16 protein-coding genes are annotated in these 14,170 nt (G+C 66.3%); 6 read left to right on the top strand and 10 right to left on the bottom strand.

From position 1 onward, the window contains the following. Window positions 1–216: 216 nt before the first annotated feature. Window positions 217–1,101, bottom strand: coding sequence for a TIGR00730 family Rossman fold protein (locus O6X71_RS10875; RefSeq protein ID WP_056484830.1), 885 nt, complete (start codon window positions 1,099–1,101; stop codon window positions 217–219). Window positions 1,102–1,147: 46 nt separating this feature from the next. Next, a complete protein-coding gene (locus O6X71_RS10870) occupies window positions 1,148–1,801 on the bottom strand; it encodes an extensin family protein (protein ID WP_435368483.1) in 654 nt (217 codons plus the stop codon). 234 nt (window positions 1,802–2,035) lie between these two features. Here O6X71_RS10870 and O6X71_RS10865 point away from each other — a divergent pair, with 234 nt between their 5' ends. From O6X71_RS10865 to O6X71_RS10845, 5 genes are all read left to right on the top strand, one after another. Then, complete coding sequence (locus O6X71_RS10865) at window positions 2,036–3,190, top strand: phosphoserine transaminase (protein ID WP_353465904.1); 1,155 nt, start codon at window positions 2,036–2,038, stop codon at window positions 3,188–3,190. A gap of 194 nt (window positions 3,191–3,384) precedes the next feature. Further along, a complete protein-coding gene (serA, locus tag O6X71_RS10860; RefSeq protein ID WP_353465903.1) occupies window positions 3,385–4,962 on the top strand; it encodes a phosphoglycerate dehydrogenase in 1,578 nt (525 codons plus the stop codon). A gap of 127 nt (window positions 4,963–5,089) precedes the next feature. Continuing rightward, window positions 5,090–5,455 (top strand): endonuclease domain-containing protein, encoded by a 366-nt coding sequence (locus tag O6X71_RS10855; protein ID WP_353465902.1) that lies wholly within the window; start codon window positions 5,090–5,092, stop codon window positions 5,453–5,455. Beyond that, a complete protein-coding gene (locus tag O6X71_RS10850) occupies window positions 5,452–6,552 on the top strand; it encodes an ATP phosphoribosyltransferase regulatory subunit (protein WP_353465901.1) in 1,101 nt (366 codons plus the stop codon). Before O6X71_RS10855 ends, O6X71_RS10850 begins: the two co-directional genes overlap by 4 nt. 29 nt (window positions 6,553–6,581) lie before the next feature. Beyond that, a complete protein-coding gene (locus O6X71_RS10845; protein ID WP_056061123.1) occupies window positions 6,582–7,871 on the top strand; it encodes an adenylosuccinate synthase in 1,290 nt (429 codons plus the stop codon). A 58-nt stretch (window positions 7,872–7,929) separates the two neighbouring features. Here the strand turns inward: O6X71_RS10845 and O6X71_RS10840 are convergent, their stop codons facing one another. From O6X71_RS10840 to O6X71_RS10810, 7 genes are all read right to left on the bottom strand, one after another. Then, window positions 7,930–8,397, bottom strand: coding sequence for a hypothetical protein (locus O6X71_RS10840; protein ID WP_353465900.1), 468 nt, complete (start codon window positions 8,395–8,397; stop codon window positions 7,930–7,932). A gap of 56 nt (window positions 8,398–8,453) precedes the next feature. Then, on the bottom strand, window positions 8,454–9,521 hold the full coding sequence (gene aroC, locus O6X71_RS10835) for a chorismate synthase (protein WP_353465899.1): 1,068 nt from the start codon (window positions 9,519–9,521) through the stop codon (window positions 8,454–8,456). Continuing rightward, complete coding sequence (locus tag O6X71_RS10830) at window positions 9,518–9,772, bottom strand: DUF2442 domain-containing protein (RefSeq protein WP_208622480.1); 255 nt, start codon at window positions 9,770–9,772, stop codon at window positions 9,518–9,520. The genes aroC and O6X71_RS10830 overlap by 4 nt, the downstream gene beginning before the upstream one ends. Next, complete coding sequence (locus O6X71_RS10825; RefSeq protein ID WP_107951924.1) at window positions 9,741–10,001, bottom strand: DUF4160 domain-containing protein; 261 nt, start codon at window positions 9,999–10,001, stop codon at window positions 9,741–9,743. Before O6X71_RS10825 ends, O6X71_RS10830 begins: the two co-directional genes overlap by 32 nt. A 9-nt stretch (window positions 10,002–10,010) precedes the next feature. Then, entirely contained in the window at window positions 10,011–10,814 is an 804-nt protein-coding gene (gene fabI / locus O6X71_RS10820; RefSeq protein WP_353465898.1) for an enoyl-ACP reductase FabI, read from the bottom strand. An 11-nt stretch (window positions 10,815–10,825) separates the two neighbouring features. Continuing rightward, window positions 10,826–11,701 carry a YihY/virulence factor BrkB family protein gene (locus O6X71_RS10815; RefSeq protein ID WP_235518308.1) on the bottom strand — a complete coding sequence of 292 codons (876 nt, stop codon included), beginning with the start codon at window positions 11,699–11,701 and terminating at the stop codon, window positions 10,826–10,828. Window positions 11,702–11,783: 82 nt separating this feature from the next. After that, a complete protein-coding gene (locus tag O6X71_RS10810) occupies window positions 11,784–12,719 on the bottom strand; it encodes a DnaJ C-terminal domain-containing protein (RefSeq protein WP_353465897.1) in 936 nt (311 codons plus the stop codon). Between the two features lie 94 nt (window positions 12,720–12,813). Between O6X71_RS10810 and O6X71_RS10805 the strand changes: the two genes are divergently transcribed. Beyond that, on the top strand, window positions 12,814–12,957 hold the full coding sequence (locus O6X71_RS10805) for a hypothetical protein (RefSeq protein WP_353465896.1): 144 nt from the start codon (window positions 12,814–12,816) through the stop codon (window positions 12,955–12,957). 115 nt (window positions 12,958–13,072) lie between these two features. Here O6X71_RS10805 and O6X71_RS10800 read toward each other — a convergent pair whose 3' ends face one another. After that, entirely contained in the window at window positions 13,073–13,966 is an 894-nt protein-coding gene (locus tag O6X71_RS10800; RefSeq protein ID WP_353465895.1) for a transglutaminase family protein, read from the bottom strand. Window positions 13,967–14,170 lie beyond the last annotated feature (204 nt).

Raw genomic sequence — 14,170 nt, 5'->3', positions numbered from 1 at the left:
GGGGATGATCAGCGGCGCCTTACCCTCCCCCCTTGTTGGGGAAGAATGGGGCCAAGATTAGGGGCGCCGTCTACGTTCCCATCCCGCTCCACTCCGTCATCCCGGCGGAAGCCGGGACCCACGGTTGCCGTGCGCTCCATAAGCGGACGCTCCGTGTCCATGGGTCCCGGCGTGCGCCGGGATGACGGAGTGGTGGTAGTTGGGAAAAGGGAAAGCTTAGCCCTCGGCGGCTTCCTTCTCCGCCCGCTCGCGGTAGAACGACTGGACCGCGTCCCAGGCCTCGTCGGCGGTCTCGACGTAGCGGAAGATCCCGAGGTCCTTCTCGCTGACGACGCCTTCCTCGACCAGCGCGTCGAAGTTCACGACCCGCTCCCAGAACTGGCGCCCGAACAGCAGCACGGGGATCGGCTGGATCTTGCCCGTCTGGATCAGCGTCAGCAGCTCGAACAGTTCGTCGAACGTCCCGAACCCACCCGGAAACGCGGCGAGCGCGCGGGCGTGGAGCAGGAAGTGCATCTTCCGCAGCGCGAAATAGTGGAACTGCACCGACAGCGACGGCGTGACATACGGGTTCGGCGCCTGCTCGTGCGGCAGGACGATGTTCAGCCCGATCGACTCGGCACCGACGTCGTCCGCGCCGCGGTTGGCGGCTTCCATGATCGACGGACCGCCCCCCGAACACACCACGAACTGCCGCCAGCCACGCTCGTCGCGGGGCAGCACGCTGACCTTGGCCGCAAGCTCACGCGCGACGTCGTAATATTTCGACTTTTCGACCAGCCGCTCGGCGATCTTCTTCGACTTCTCGTCGGTCGCGAGCTTCAGCAAGGCCTGCGCCTTCGACGGCTCGGGGATGCGCGCGGAGCCGTAGAACACGAAGGTCGAACCGATCTTCGCCTCGTCGAGGACGAGTTCGGTCTTCAGCAGTTCGAGCTGGAACCGCACCGGCCGCAGGTCTTCGCGCAACAGGAAATCCATGTCCTGGAAGGCGAGCCGGTAATGCGGGTGCTGCGTCTGGGGTGTGGAAACGGAGTCTCGGGCGGACTCGGCATCCTGGCTGGCGTTCGGAAAAACGCGCGATGGTACTCGTGTATCGGTCATTCAGGCGCGATTAGAGGAAACGCGGGGGGAGGGCTAGAGCGGTGCGCTAGCGGCAGAAATTGGCGCGGTCGTCTTCGAGGTGGAGGTGGTTGCGGTGCGCGGCGTTGTAGTCGGGGCTGAGCACCGTGCCGAACCGCTTGCACGCCGACGCGCGGATCGTCTGGAGGAACTGGCGGACCTGCGGGTCGGACGAGTTCCAGTCGTTGAGCACGGTGATTCGCCGCCCGTCCTTCAGCACGAACCCGCCGACGTCGATCGCGTTGGCGATCGCGTGGCCCGAGCGGCGGCTGGTGTTACGCGCGGAGCCGACGACGTTGCGACACGCGTAACTCCCCATGCTGTCGATCCGCGCGAGTTCGCTGCCGAGCATCTGGTACGCGGCGGGCGCGACCGCGTTGCGCGTCCAGCCGATGAACGCGCGCGCCGCGCCGCAGCGGACCGCGGTGAGGTTTGCGACGGGTACGCCGATGTCGACGAGCTTCACCGTACCGTTCAGGCCGCATCCGGGCCCGGTCTCGCGGTCGGGGAGGACCTGGAACGAGACGTGCAACTCGCGAAGGTCGGCGAGGCACTGCGCGGTCTCGCGGCTGCTGGGGACGGAGAGGTTGGGGCGGGTCTTGGTCGGCGCCGTGGGGCGATCTGCGCGTCCGCAGGCGGCAAGCGTGAGGGCCAGAAAAACGATTCCCAACCACTCCGTCATGCCGGGCTTGTTCCGGCATCCGTCCATCGTCTTGTCCCCCATGCCTAAGGCCGTGCGGCACGGTGGACCCCGGGACAAGCCCGGGGTGACGGAGCGAGTTTGGCGCGCGGTGGGGCGAGTCCCGTCGCCACGCGCTTGCAATCGAACGCGGTTGACACCCACGCGAACGCCGTTAGGGCCGGCGACGGGCCACGCGGTCCCAACGCCGCGCGTGCTCTCTGTGAGGAGAGATACATGACTGATACGACCTACGTACCCGCTACAGGTGCGCCTGCGCTGCCCGCTACGAAGCCGGCTCGTCCCTTTTTCAGCTCCGGTCCCTGCACGAAGCCTCCCGGTTGGTCCGCGGACAAGCTCGCCACCGATTCGCTCGGTCGCTCGCATCGCTCGAAGATCGGCAAGACCCGCCTCCAGTACAGCATCGACCTGATGCGCGAACTGCTCAAGCTCCCCGATACGCATCGCATCGGCATCGTCCCCGGCTCCGACACCGGCGCGTACGAGATGGCGATGTGGACGATGCTGGGCGCGAAGCCCGTCACCGCGCTGGCGTGGGAAAGCTTCGGCGAAGGCTGGGTGACCGATGCGGTCAAGCAGCTCAAGATCGACCCCACGGTGGTGCGCGCCGATTACGGCCAACTGCCCGACCTGGACGCGGTCGACTGGTCGAACGACGTGCTGTTCACCTGGAACGGCACCACCAGCGGTGTGCGCGTCCCCAACGCGGACTGGATCCCGGACGACCGCGAAGGTCTATCCTTCGCCGATGCGACCTCCGGCGTGTTCGCCTACGATATCGACTGGACGAAGATCGATGTGGCGACCTTTTCGTGGCAGAAGGTGCTCGGCGGCGAGGGCGCGCACGGCGTGCTGATCCTCGGGCCGCGCGCTGTCGAGCGTTTGGAGAGCTACACGCCCGCGTGGCCGCTGCCGAAGGTGTTCCGCCTAGTCTCGAAGGGTAAGCTCACCGAGGGCGTGTTCAAGGGCGAGACGATCAACACGCCGTCGATGCTGGCGGTCGAGGATGCGATCTTCAGCCTCGAATGGGCGAAGTCGCTGGGCGAGGACGGCTTGATCAAGCGGTCGGATGCGAATGCTGCTGCTTTGGACAAGATCGTCGCGGAGCGCGACTGGCTGGGGCATCTGGCGGTCGATCCGGCGACGCGGTCGAAGACCAGCGTGTGCCTCACGGTCGAGGGTGCGGACGAGGCGCTGATCAAGGCGATGGCGGCGGCGCTCGAAAAGGCTGGCGCAGCGTATGACGTGGCGGGTTACCGCGATGCGCCTCCGGGCTTGCGGATCTGGTGCGGCGCGACCGTCGACACTGCCGATATCGAGGCGCTCGGCCCCTGGCTCGACTGGGCCTACGCGACTGCCAAGGCGGCTTAACTAGCTACCGCGTCTTTTACGTCTTCCTTCCAACAACTGCCCCATTCCGTCATCCCGGCGCACGCCGGGACCCATGGACACGGAGCATTCGCTCATGAAGCGAACCGCTACCGTGGGTCCCGGCTTCCGCCGGGATGACGGGGGAGTTGGAATAGGGACGCGGCCCAATTCACCGAATTCCCAGGAGCAATCCCATGCCAAAAGTCCTCATTTCCGACAAAATGGATCCCCGTGCGGCGCAGATATTCCGCGAGCGCGGCGTCGAGGTCGACGAGATCACCGGCAAGACGCCTGCCGAACTCATGGCGATGATCGGCGAGTATGACGGCCTCGCGATCCGCAGCTCGACCAAGGTGACCAAGGAAATCCTCGAGCACGCGACCAACCTGAAGGTTGTCGGCCGCGCCGGGATCGGCGTCGACAACGTCGACATCCCCGCCGCGTCGGCGAAGGGCGTGGTCGTGATGAACACGCCGTTCGGCAACTCGATCACCACCGCCGAGCACGCGATCGCGCTGATGTTCGCGCTCGCCCGGCAACTCCCGGAAGCTGACGCTTCCACGCAGGCCGGCAAGTGGGAGAAGAACCGCTTCATGGGTGTCGAGCTGACGTCGAAGACGCTCGGCCTGATCGGGGCGGGCAATATCGGCTCGATCGTCGCCGACCGTGCGCGCGGCCTCAAGATGAAAGTCGTCGCGTTCGATCCGTTCCTGACGCCCGAGCGGGCGATCGAGATCGGCGTCGAGAAGGTCACGCTCGACGAACTGCTCGCGCGCGCCGATTTTATCACGCTGCACACGCCGCTGACCGACCAGACGCGCAACATCCTCTCGGCCGAGGCGCTCGCCAAGACCAAGAAGGGCGTGCGGATCATCAACTGCGCGCGCGGTGGCCTGATCGACGAGGTCGCGCTGAAGGCGGCGCTCGATTCTGGCCAGGTCGGCGGCGCTGCGCTCGACGTGTTCGTTGAAGAACCCGCCAAGGCATCGCCTTTGTTCAACACGCCGAACTTCGTCAGCACGCCACATCTCGGCGCATCGACGACGGAGGCTCAGGTCAACGTCGCGATCCAGGTCGCCGAGCAGATGGCCGATTTCCTGATGTCGGGCGGCGTTACGAATGCGCTCAACATGCCGTCGCTGTCGGCCGAGGAAGCGCCGAAGCTGAAGCCGTACATGGCGTTAGCGGAGAAGCTCGGGTCGCTGGTCGGTCAATTGACGACGGGCGCGGTGTCGCGAATCTCGGTGCATACCGAGGGCGCGGCGGCCGATCTCAACGCCAAGCCGATCGTGAGTGCGGTGCTGGCGGGCTATCTCCAGACGCAGACCGCGACCGTCAACATGGTGAATGCACCGGTGTTGGCGCGTGAGCGTGGTCTTGAGGTGCGTGAAGTTCGCACCGAGCGTGAGGCGGATTACCATACGCTGCTCCGCGTCTCGGTGAAGACCGAGGATGGTGAGCGTTCGGTGGCGGGCACGTTGTTTGGTGATTCAGCACCGCGGTTGGTGGAACTGCTGGGGATCAAGATCGAGGCTGATCTGGCCGGGCCGATGCTGTATGTCGTCAACGAGGATGCGCCGGGGTTCATCGGTCGTCTCGGGACGGCGCTGGGCGAGGCTGGGGTGAACATCGGGACGTTCCATCTTGGCCGTCGTTCGGCCGGTGGCGAGGCGGTGCTGCTGCTCTCAGTCGACGAAGCTGTGACGCCGGACTTGTTGACCAAGGTCCGCGCGCTCCCCGGCGTGAAGACCGCAATGGGCCTCAACTTCTAAGCCTGTTAGGCTTCTTGCTTAAGCCCTCTCCCCTCCGGGGAGAGGGTTGGGTGAGGGGTAGTTGGGAGGGGCATCGCTCGCGGCGCCCCTCACCCCGACCCTCTCCCCGGAAGGGGGAGAGGGAGCAGTGAAGGTCGACGACCTACTTCTCGATCGCGCCAAGCGGATGCGGCGGGAGCCGACTCCTGCGGAGGCTAAGCTCTGGCGTCACCTGCGTGGTCGACAGATAAGCAACACAAAATTCACTCGCCAGTTCGTCATCGGCCCTTACATCGCCGACTTCGCCGCCCGCGACGCGAAACTCGTCATCGAGGTTGACGGGGATACGCATAGTGACCAAGCGCGCGACGCAAGCCGAACGGATTGGCTCCAAAGACAGGGATATCGCGTGATACGGTTCAGCAACGCCGACATCATGTCCGAGATGGACGGAGTCTGGTGCGTCATTTCTGCTGCGCTTATTGCAGCTCCAGCACCGGAGGTTCAGCAGTGACCGCACTCCTCCCCGAAGGTTTCCGGGATCGCCTCCCCCCGTTCGCCGATTCGGCAGCGGCGCTGGAGGCCCGCGTGCTCGAAGCAGCCCGTCTCAACGGCTATGAGCGCGTCGATCCGCCGCTCGCCGAATTCGCCGATGGGCTTGAGATGCGACTGAAGGCTGGCGGCCTCCACGACGCAGTGCGCTTCGTCGATCCGGTGTCGCAGCGGACCCTGGCGATCCGGCCGGACATCACCGCACAGGTCGCGCGGATCGCGGCAACGCGGATGGGGCACCACCCTCGGCCGGTTCGGCTGAGCTATGCGGGGTCGGTGCTTAAGCTGCGGGCGTCACAGCTCGCGCCCGCGCGTGAGACCCGGCAGATTGGCTGCGAGCTGATCGGCTTGGACTCGGTCGCCGCCGCGCAGGAACTCGTCGCGGTCGCGGTCGACATGGTCGCCGCCGCGGATGTCACTGGCGCGTCGATCGACTTCACGCTCCCCGACCTCGTGCCGACACTCGCCGCCGGCCCGCTCCCCGTCGCACCTGAGCAGATCGCCACCCTGCGTGACCGCCTCGACGCGAAGGACGCCGGCGCCGTCGCTGCTCTTGCTCCCGCCTATCTTCCGCTGATCGAGGCCGCAGGGCCGTTCGATCAAGCGATGGACCGCCTCCGTGCGTTCGACACGACCGGTGCGCTGGCTTCGCGCCTTGACGGTCTCGCGCGCATCGCCGAGGCACTCGACGGCCGCGTCGCGCTCACGCTCGATCCGACCGAGCGGCACGGCTTCGAGTACCAAACCTGGCTCGGCTTCTCGCTCTTTGCCGACGGCAGCGCACGCGAAGTTGGTCGCGGTGGCACCTATACCGTGGTTCACGAGAACGGCGCAGAGGAAGCCGCTACCGGCTTCTCGCTGTTCGCCGACGCCTTGGTCGAGCGTGTCGCCACCGTCGACCGCCGCCGCCTCTTCCTCCCGTTCGGCACGCCCGCCAGCGAAGGCGCAGCGATGCGCGCGCAAGGCTGGGTTACCGTCGCCGCACTCGACGCCGGCGACACCCCCGAAGCACAAGTCTGCACGCATCTATGGGTAGCAGGCGAGCCCCGCGCGCTGTAGTCGCTGCGCGTAATCTCAGGAGATAGAGTTTGGCCAACGTAGCAGTCATCGGCGCGCAATGGGGCGACGAAGGCAAGGGCAAGATCGTCGACTGGCTCGCCGAGCGTGCCGACATGGTCGTGCGGTTCCAGGGCGGCCACAATGCCGGCCACACGCTGGTCGTCGGCGACAACGTGTACAAATTGTCGCTGCTCCCGTCGGGCATCGTCCGCGGCACGCCGTCGTTCATCGGCAATGGCGTGGTGCTCGATCCTTGGGCACTGAAGGACGAGATCGCGCGATTGGGCGCACAGGGCGTCGTAGCGACCCCGGAGACGCTGCGGATCGCCGACACCTGCGCGCTGATCCTGCCGTTCCACCGCGACCTCGACGGTCTGCGCGAGGATGCGAGCGGCGCCGGCAAGATCGGCACGACCCGCCGCGGCATCGGACCTGCATATGAGGACAAGGTCGGTCGCCGCGCGATCCGCGTGTGCGATCTCGCGCATCTCGACGATCTCGGGCCGCAGCTCGATCGTCTCACCGCGCATCACGACGCGCTGCGTGCAGGGTTCGGCGAACCGCCGATCGATCGCGCACGCCTGATCGCGGAACTGCGCGAGATCGCCGGTTTCGTGCTGCCGTTCGCCAAGCCTGTATGGCGCGATCTCAATGCCGCGCGCTCGGCCGGCAAGCGCATCCTGTTCGAGGGTGCGCAGGGCGTATTGCTCGACGTCGATCACGGCACCTATCCGTTCGTCACCTCGTCCAACACCATCGCAGGCGCCGCAGCCGGCGGGTCTGGCCTCGGGCCATCGGCGGTCGGCTTCGTGCTCGGCATCGCCAAGGCATACACGACGCGCGTCGGCTCGGGGCCGTTCCCGACCGAACTCGAGAACGAGACCGGCGAGCGTCTCGGCGTCCGTGGCCATGAGTTTGGCACCGTCACCGGGCGGAAACGTCGCTGCGGCTGGTTCGACGCGGTGCTGGTGCGCCAGGCGGCGGCGGTTGGCGGCATCACCGGGATCGCGCTGACCAAGATCGACGTGCTAGATGGGTTCGAGACCGTATCGATCTGCACCGGCTACAAGTTGCGGGGCGAGACGCTCGATTACTTCCCGGCGCATGCGGCGGACCAGGCGCTGGTCGAGCCGATCTACGAGACGATGGAAGGTTGGCAGGAGACGACTGCCGGTGCGCGCAGCTGGGCCGACCTGCCGGCGCAGGCGATCAAGTACATCCGCCGGATCGAGGAGCTGATCCGCTGCCCCGTGACGTTGGTGTCGACCAGCCCGCAGCGTGCCGATACGATCCTTGTCCGCGATCCATTCTCGGACTGATACGAAAAAAGCCGGGCGATTGCTCGCCCGGCTTTTCAGTTACTGTAAGACGGTGGGATCAGCGCGGGGTGGTCGTGCCGGTCGTCCCGCCTGTGGTCGAACCCATCGTCCCGGTGGTCGTGCCACCCATCGTGCCGGTGGTGCCGCCCATGGTGCCCGTCGTACCAGTCGTGCCGCCCATCGTGTCGGCGCCCATCGTGCTACCGGTCGTGCCTGACATGGTGCTACCCGTCGTGCCGGTGCCGCTCGTGGTGCCCGACGTCGTACCGCGCGTACGGCTGCGAGCCTTGGTGCCACGCTGGGTGCGCGTCGTCGTGGTCGAACGGGTGCTGGTCGAGGGGTTGGCCTGATCCATCGTGCCGGTCGACATGCCGCCGGTCGTGCTACCTGCGGTCGAACCGCCCATGGTACCGCCGCTCATCGTACCACCCGTGGTGCCGCCCATCGAGCCGCCGGTGCTCGTCTGTGCCATTGCAACGCCCGGAATGATCAACGCTGCTGCTGCGATCGAAGTCAGAATACGCATTTCGCTCTCCTATGTTATTGAAGAGCAAGCGCTTCAGTCCTGCATAGGTTCCGACGTCAGCCGCATTGGCCCCGATGCAGCAGCGCCTGGTCGGCGAGGACGAGCGCCACCATCGCCTCGACCACGGGGACTCCGCGGATGCCGACGCAGGGGTCGTGCCGTCCCTTGGTGGCGATCGTCGCGGCCTCGCCGGTCGGGCTGATCGTCTCGACCGGGGTCAGGATCGAGCTGGTCGGCTTGAACGCGACGCGAAGCCGGATCGGCTGGCCGGTTGCGATCCCGCCGGCGATCCCGCCCGCATGGTTGGCGAGGAATTCGGGGCCATCGACGCCCGGCCGCATCGGATCGGCATTCGCTTCGCCTGACAGCGCGGCGGCGGCGAACCCGTCGCCGATCTCGATGCCCTTGACGGCGTTGATGCTCATGCAGGCCGACGCGAGTTCGGAATCGAGCTTGGCGTAGAGCGGCGCCCCCCATCCGGCCGGCACGCCGGTCGCCTTGCACGCGATCACCGCGCCGAGCGACGAGCCGGATTTCCGCGCGGCGTCGACGAGCGCCTCCCAACGGAGTGCGGCTTCGGCATCGGGGCAGAAGAACGGGTTCTGGTCGATCTGCGCGTCGTCGAAGTTGGCCGGATCGATCGCATCGCCACCGATCGCCTCGACCCATGCGCGGACGCGGACTTGCGGGACGACGAGCCGCGCGACCGCTCCTGCGGCGACGCGTGCGGCAGTCTCGCGCGCGGAGGAGCGGCCGCCACCTCGGAAATCGCGAAACCCGTATTTCGCGTCATAGGCATAGTCGGCGTGGCCGGGGCGATAGGCCTTGGCGACGTCGGAATAGTCCTTCGAGCGCTGGTCGACATTCTCGATCATCAGGCTGATTGGCGTCCCCGTCGTCCGCCCCTCGAACACGCCCGAGAGGATGCGAACCGTATCTGGCTCACGCCGTTGCGTAGTGAAGCGCGAGGTGCCGGGGCGACGCTTGTCGAGCCAGGGCTGGATATCGGCTTCGGTCAGCGGAATGCCGGGTGGGCACCCGTCGACGATCGCACCCAGCGCAGGCCCATGAGACTCGCCCCAGGTGGTGAAGCGGAACAACCGTCCGAACGTATTGAAGCTCATGCGGCGTTGCGGTTCGTGCGTGTCATGTCACCGCGACCGGCAATCAGGCCCTGGACCGATATGTCCTCGTCGAGCTCGTCCCAGTGCAAGCCGCTCGGACTGATCCAGACTTTGCCCCGATCGGCGGGTGAGCCGTGCAGCAATCGTGGATACCAGGCGAGCGGAACACCCAACGTGCGGCCATCGTCGAGCCGGACCCACATCTGGTCCTCGTCGAATTCAACGCTCGTCGGGCGTACCGAAATGCTCATGCCATGCGCTCACGATCTCTGGCCTGCGAAGGCTTATCTGCTCGGTGAGCCATCGCAGGGTGCGTGCATCCAGTCCACGGTTATCGGCCATCGCCACTTCGGGATAAAGCCAAAACTTCGCATCACCCTCACCGCGCTTTGCGACGTGCACATGCATAGGCTCGCGCGGATCGCCTTCGCTTGAGTAGAAATGGAAGCGAAACCCACGATCGGAAAAGATCACGGGCATCGCCGAACTCTATACCAAGGCGATATCGGGGGCGTCTTCGGCTTTCATACCGATCACGTTGTAGCCGGCGTCGACGTGGTGAGTTTCGCCCGTGACGCCCGAAGCCAGGTCGCTCAGCAGATACAGCCCCGCGCCGCCGACGTCGTCGATCGTCACGTTGCGCTTCAGCGGCGAATTCAGCTCGTTCCACTTCAGGATCAGGCGGAAATCACCGATGCCGCTCGCAGCCAGCGTCTTGATCGGCCCCGCCGATATCGCATTCACGCGGATGTTGTCGCGACCCAGATCGACCGCGAGATACTGCACGCTCGTCTCGAGCGCCGCCTTCGCCACGCCCATCACGTTGTAATGCGGAATGACCTTCTCCGCGCCGTAATAGCTGAGCGTCAGCATCGCGCCGCCCTCGGTCATCATCTTGGCCGCGCGCTGCGCCACCGCGACGAACGAATACACCGAGATGTTCATCGTCATCAGGAAATTGTCGAGGCTGGTGTCGACGAACCGCCCACGCAGCTCGTTCTTGTCCGAAAAGCCGATCGCGTGGACGACGAAGTCGATCGTCGGCCATTCCTCGGCAAGCTTGTCGAAGGTCGCATCGAGCGTACCCATGTCCGACACGTCGCAATCGAACAGCCGCGCCACGCCCAATTGCTCGGCGAGCGGGCGGACTCGCTTCTCCATCGTCTCGCCCTGGTAGCTGAACGCGAGTTCCGCGCCCGCCTCGGACAGCTTCTTGGCAATCCCCCAGGCCAGCGACTTGTCGTTCGCCAAGCCCATGATCAGCCCACGCTTGCCCGCCATCAAACCGTTCACGCCGTCCCCGCCTATACCTGCATATCCGTAGCAGGCTGCTCTAGCGTTGTTTCGGGTGGTTCCGCCAGTGCTGCGTTGAGATGCGCGCCGAATACGAGACCGAGCCCGATGACATAGAAAAATAACAGCATGATGACGACACCCGCCAGGCTGCCATAGGTCAGGTCGTAGCCGCCGAGCCGCGACAGGATCACCGGCAGCAACGCGGTCGCGCTGACCCACCAGGCGGTCGTGAACAGCGCGCCTGGCCATTTACGGCACTTCGAATAGCGATAGCGCGACGGGGTGACCGAGTAGAACAGCAGGTACAGCGCGCCGAACATGAGCAGGCCGGGGATGAGTCGCGACAGCCCGACCCAGCCGGCGGCGTCCTGCGCGAAGGGGACGAGGCGATAGATGAACTGCTCGGCCGCGGTGAGGATGCCCTGGACGAGGAACGACAGCAGCGCGATCACCACGGACAGGATGATCACCGCTGACGAACCGAGCCGCGATTTCCAGAACGGTGCGGTCGCCTTGATCCCGTACGCGCGGTGGAAGATGTCGCGGATCGTCTCGACGAAGCTGCCGACCGTCCACAGTCCGACCAGCGCACCAAGCCACAACAGCGACCCGGTCCGCGCAGCGAGCACGTCGGCGATCGGCTTACGCAACAGGTCGCCGACGTTGGGCGGCAGGACGTTGAGGAACGACTCGACCGCGCGCACCGTCTCGACGCTCTGCCCGAAGATCGACAGGATCGCGGCGGCGACGATGAAGAACGGGAACACCGTCATCAACGCGAGATAGGCGAGGTTCCCCGCGTGGATGAAACCATCGTTGAACACGCCGACGGCCGCCCGCTTGACGATCTCGAACGCGTAGCTGCCTGGCCTGACCTTCGCCATGCCGCGAGTGAGACGGGCGCGCGTCGCACCATGATCGTGCGCGCGCGCTTCGGGCGTTAGGGTATTGTCATTCACAACGGGTTCAGACGCCCATGGCCCCCCGCGGGTTCCCGGCTTCGCGACCGTCCCAGCTTTCGATGAACGCGGTCAGCGCCGCATCGCTGGCGGGAATGTCGATCATGAGAGTGACCAACTGGTCGCCCCGCGTGCCGCCCTTCTTGTGAAAACCCTTGCCTTTGAGGCGCAGCGTCTTGCCCGAGGTCGTGCCCTTGGGGATGGTCAGCATCACCGGCTTGTCGACCGTCGGTGCCTTGATCGAGCCGCCCAGCACCGCCTCGGCGAGCGTAATCGGCAGGTCGAGGCGGACGTCGTCGCCGTCGCGTGTGAAGAACTTGTGCGGTTGGATTTCGATCGTCAGGATCGCATCGCCCGCGCCGCCCGGACCCTGCTCGCCCTTGCCGGCCAGCTTCATCTGCGTGCCGCTCTCGACCCCGGCGGGGAGCTTGAGATCGAGCGTCTTGCCGTCGGCGAGCGTGACGCGCTGCGGCTCCAGCGTCGCCGCCTCGACGAACGGGACTTGAAGGCGGTACGCGGCATTCTCACCCTTAGGCTGCGGCCGACGCCCGAAGCCGCCGGAGAACCCGCCCCCACCGCCACGTTGCGCGCCACCGAACAAGCCTTCGAAGATGTCGCTCATGTCGGCACCGCCGGCGCCGCTCTCATAGCCTTCGCTGCGGAAGCCGCCGCCGGGCTGGGGTCGCCCGCCGCCGCCGCCGAAGCCGAACGGCGACGCCGGATTGCCGTCGCCATCGATCTCGCCGCGATCGAACCGCGCGCGCTTGTCCTTGTCGTTCAGCAGGTCGTACGCGTTGGTCACCGTGCTGAACCGCTCCGACGCCTTCGGATTGTCCTTGTTGCGATCGGGATGAAGCTCCTTCGCGAGCTTGCGGTACGCCTTCTTGATGTCGGCTTCGGTCGCGTCGCGCGCTACACCCAGAGTCTTGTACGGATCGGCCACTTACGTCCCCATTCTAACTTGCGCGTCTATGTGGGGCGGTGCGCAGCGCAACGCAATTGCGCGCGGGGTGTTTGGTAGCACGAGAGGAACGATCATGACCGACAAACAACCGATGCAGGGCGTGCCCAAGAACGACGACGGTGCGAAGGAGAAGGACGGCGTGAACAACGCGCCGGCCAAGGACAAGGGCGGCGAGAGCGGCGGTGGCTCGTATCCGAACCCGCACGACGAGAAGTAACGCCGCTACATTCCAGACCCACCGTGTTCTCCCGCGAAAGCGGGAGCCCAGGGTAACAATGGATCACGTTCGTGGCCCTGGACTCCCGCTTTCGCGGGAGAACGGATTTCGGAAGTTACGCCTGAACTGTCTCATCCAAAGGCGCGACGTCGACGCTGACGTCCATGTTCTGCGCGCCCGACCCGAGCACCACCCCGTCGACCGGGGCGATCTCGGCATAGTCCCGCCCGACCGCCATCACGATGTGATCGCTTGCCATCCAGATCCCGTTAGTCGGATCGACCCCGACCCAGCCGCGCACCGGCCCGCACCACAGCAACACCCAGGCATGCGTCGCATCCGCCCCGACCAGCCGCGGCTGACCCTCGGGTGGGATCGTCCGGATATACCCCGACGCATACGCCGCCGGCAGTCCCGCTGCGCGCAGGCCCGTGATCATGATCTGCGCGAAGTCCTGGCACACGCCCTTGCGCTGGAGGAACGCCTCGTGCGGCGGCGTATCAACCAACGTCGCGTCCGCGTCGAATTCGAACTCCACCTGGATCCGCCGCGCGAGCGCGATTCCGGCTTCCAGTGCGCCCCGGGAAGGATCGAGATCCACCGCGCAATAGTCCGCGATCGCCTGGTCGAGCGGGATCAGCGGCGAGGGATAAATGTAATTCGCCGGGCTCGCCGCAGAGAGGTCGGTGCTCGCCCGCGCCATCGCCGCGATCTCTGCGAGCGTTGGATCGCTCGCGTCCGGGACGGGGACGAGCCGGTCGACCGTCATCCGCGACCGGCTCTCGATCGTCAGATGCCGCACCGGGCTGTCGACCACGAGTCGCGTGACATTGGCGAGTCCCGCCTCCGCGCGCGCCGGGCTGGTCCGCCCAGCCGGATGCACCGACAGCGCGTAGCTATCCAGCCGCTGACCCGGCCAGTCGATCGGCTTCAACCGCAGATTGCACCGCGCGAACTTCACGCTCGCGCCGTAGTCGAACGTCGTGACGTGGCGGATATCGTAGATCATGATCTGCTCCCTCTCCCCTCCGGGGAGAGGGCTGGGGTGAGGGGTAGCCAAGCAGCGCGGCGCCTGGAACAGGGCCCCCCCCCCCCCCCCCACCCCCCCGGGGGGGGGGGGGGGGGGGGGGCGGGGGGGCCCCCCCCCCCCCACCCCCCCCCCCCGCCGGGGGGGGGGGCCCCGCCGGGGGGGGGGGATCGGGGGCGGGACCCG

The sequence above is a fragment of the Sphingomonas faeni genome, assembly GCF_040407505.1.
Taxonomy (GTDB): Bacteria; Pseudomonadota; Alphaproteobacteria; order Sphingomonadales; family Sphingomonadaceae; genus Sphingomonas; species Sphingomonas faeni_E.
The sequence above is the reverse complement of the archived record's forward strand: the minus strand, read 5'-3'. Positions and strand labels throughout refer to the sequence as shown.

Coding starts and splice junctions, on each gene's coding strand:
- O6X71_RS10875 (WP_056484830.1), bottom strand. CDS start 1,101: ATGACCGATACACGAGTACCATCGCGCGTTTTTCCGAACGCCAGCCAG.
- O6X71_RS10870 (WP_435368483.1), bottom strand. CDS start 1,801: ATGACGGAGTGGTTGGGAATCGTTTTTCTGGCCCTCACGCTTGCCGCC.
- O6X71_RS10865 (WP_353465904.1), top strand. CDS start 2,036: ATGACTGATACGACCTACGTACCCGCTACAGGTGCGCCTGCGCTGCCC.
- serA (WP_353465903.1), top strand. CDS start 3,385: ATGCCAAAAGTCCTCATTTCCGACAAAATGGATCCCCGTGCGGCGCAG.
- O6X71_RS10840 (WP_353465900.1), bottom strand. CDS start 8,397: ATGCGTATTCTGACTTCGATCGCAGCAGCAGCGTTGATCATTCCGGGC.
- aroC (WP_353465899.1), bottom strand. CDS start 9,521: ATGAGCTTCAATACGTTCGGACGGTTGTTCCGCTTCACCACCTGGGGC.
- O6X71_RS10830 (WP_208622480.1), bottom strand. CDS start 9,772: ATGAGCATTTCGGTACGCCCGACGAGCGTTGAATTCGACGAGGACCAG.
- O6X71_RS10825 (WP_107951924.1), bottom strand. CDS start 10,001: ATGCCCGTGATCTTTTCCGATCGTGGGTTTCGCTTCCATTTCTACTCA.
- O6X71_RS10815 (WP_235518308.1), bottom strand. CDS start 11,701: ATGGCGAAGGTCAGGCCAGGCAGCTACGCGTTCGAGATCGTCAAGCGG.
- O6X71_RS10805 (WP_353465896.1), top strand. CDS start 12,814: ATGACCGACAAACAACCGATGCAGGGCGTGCCCAAGAACGACGACGGT.
- O6X71_RS10800 (WP_353465895.1), bottom strand. CDS start 13,966: ATGATCTACGATATCCGCCACGTCACGACGTTCGACTACGGCGCGAGC.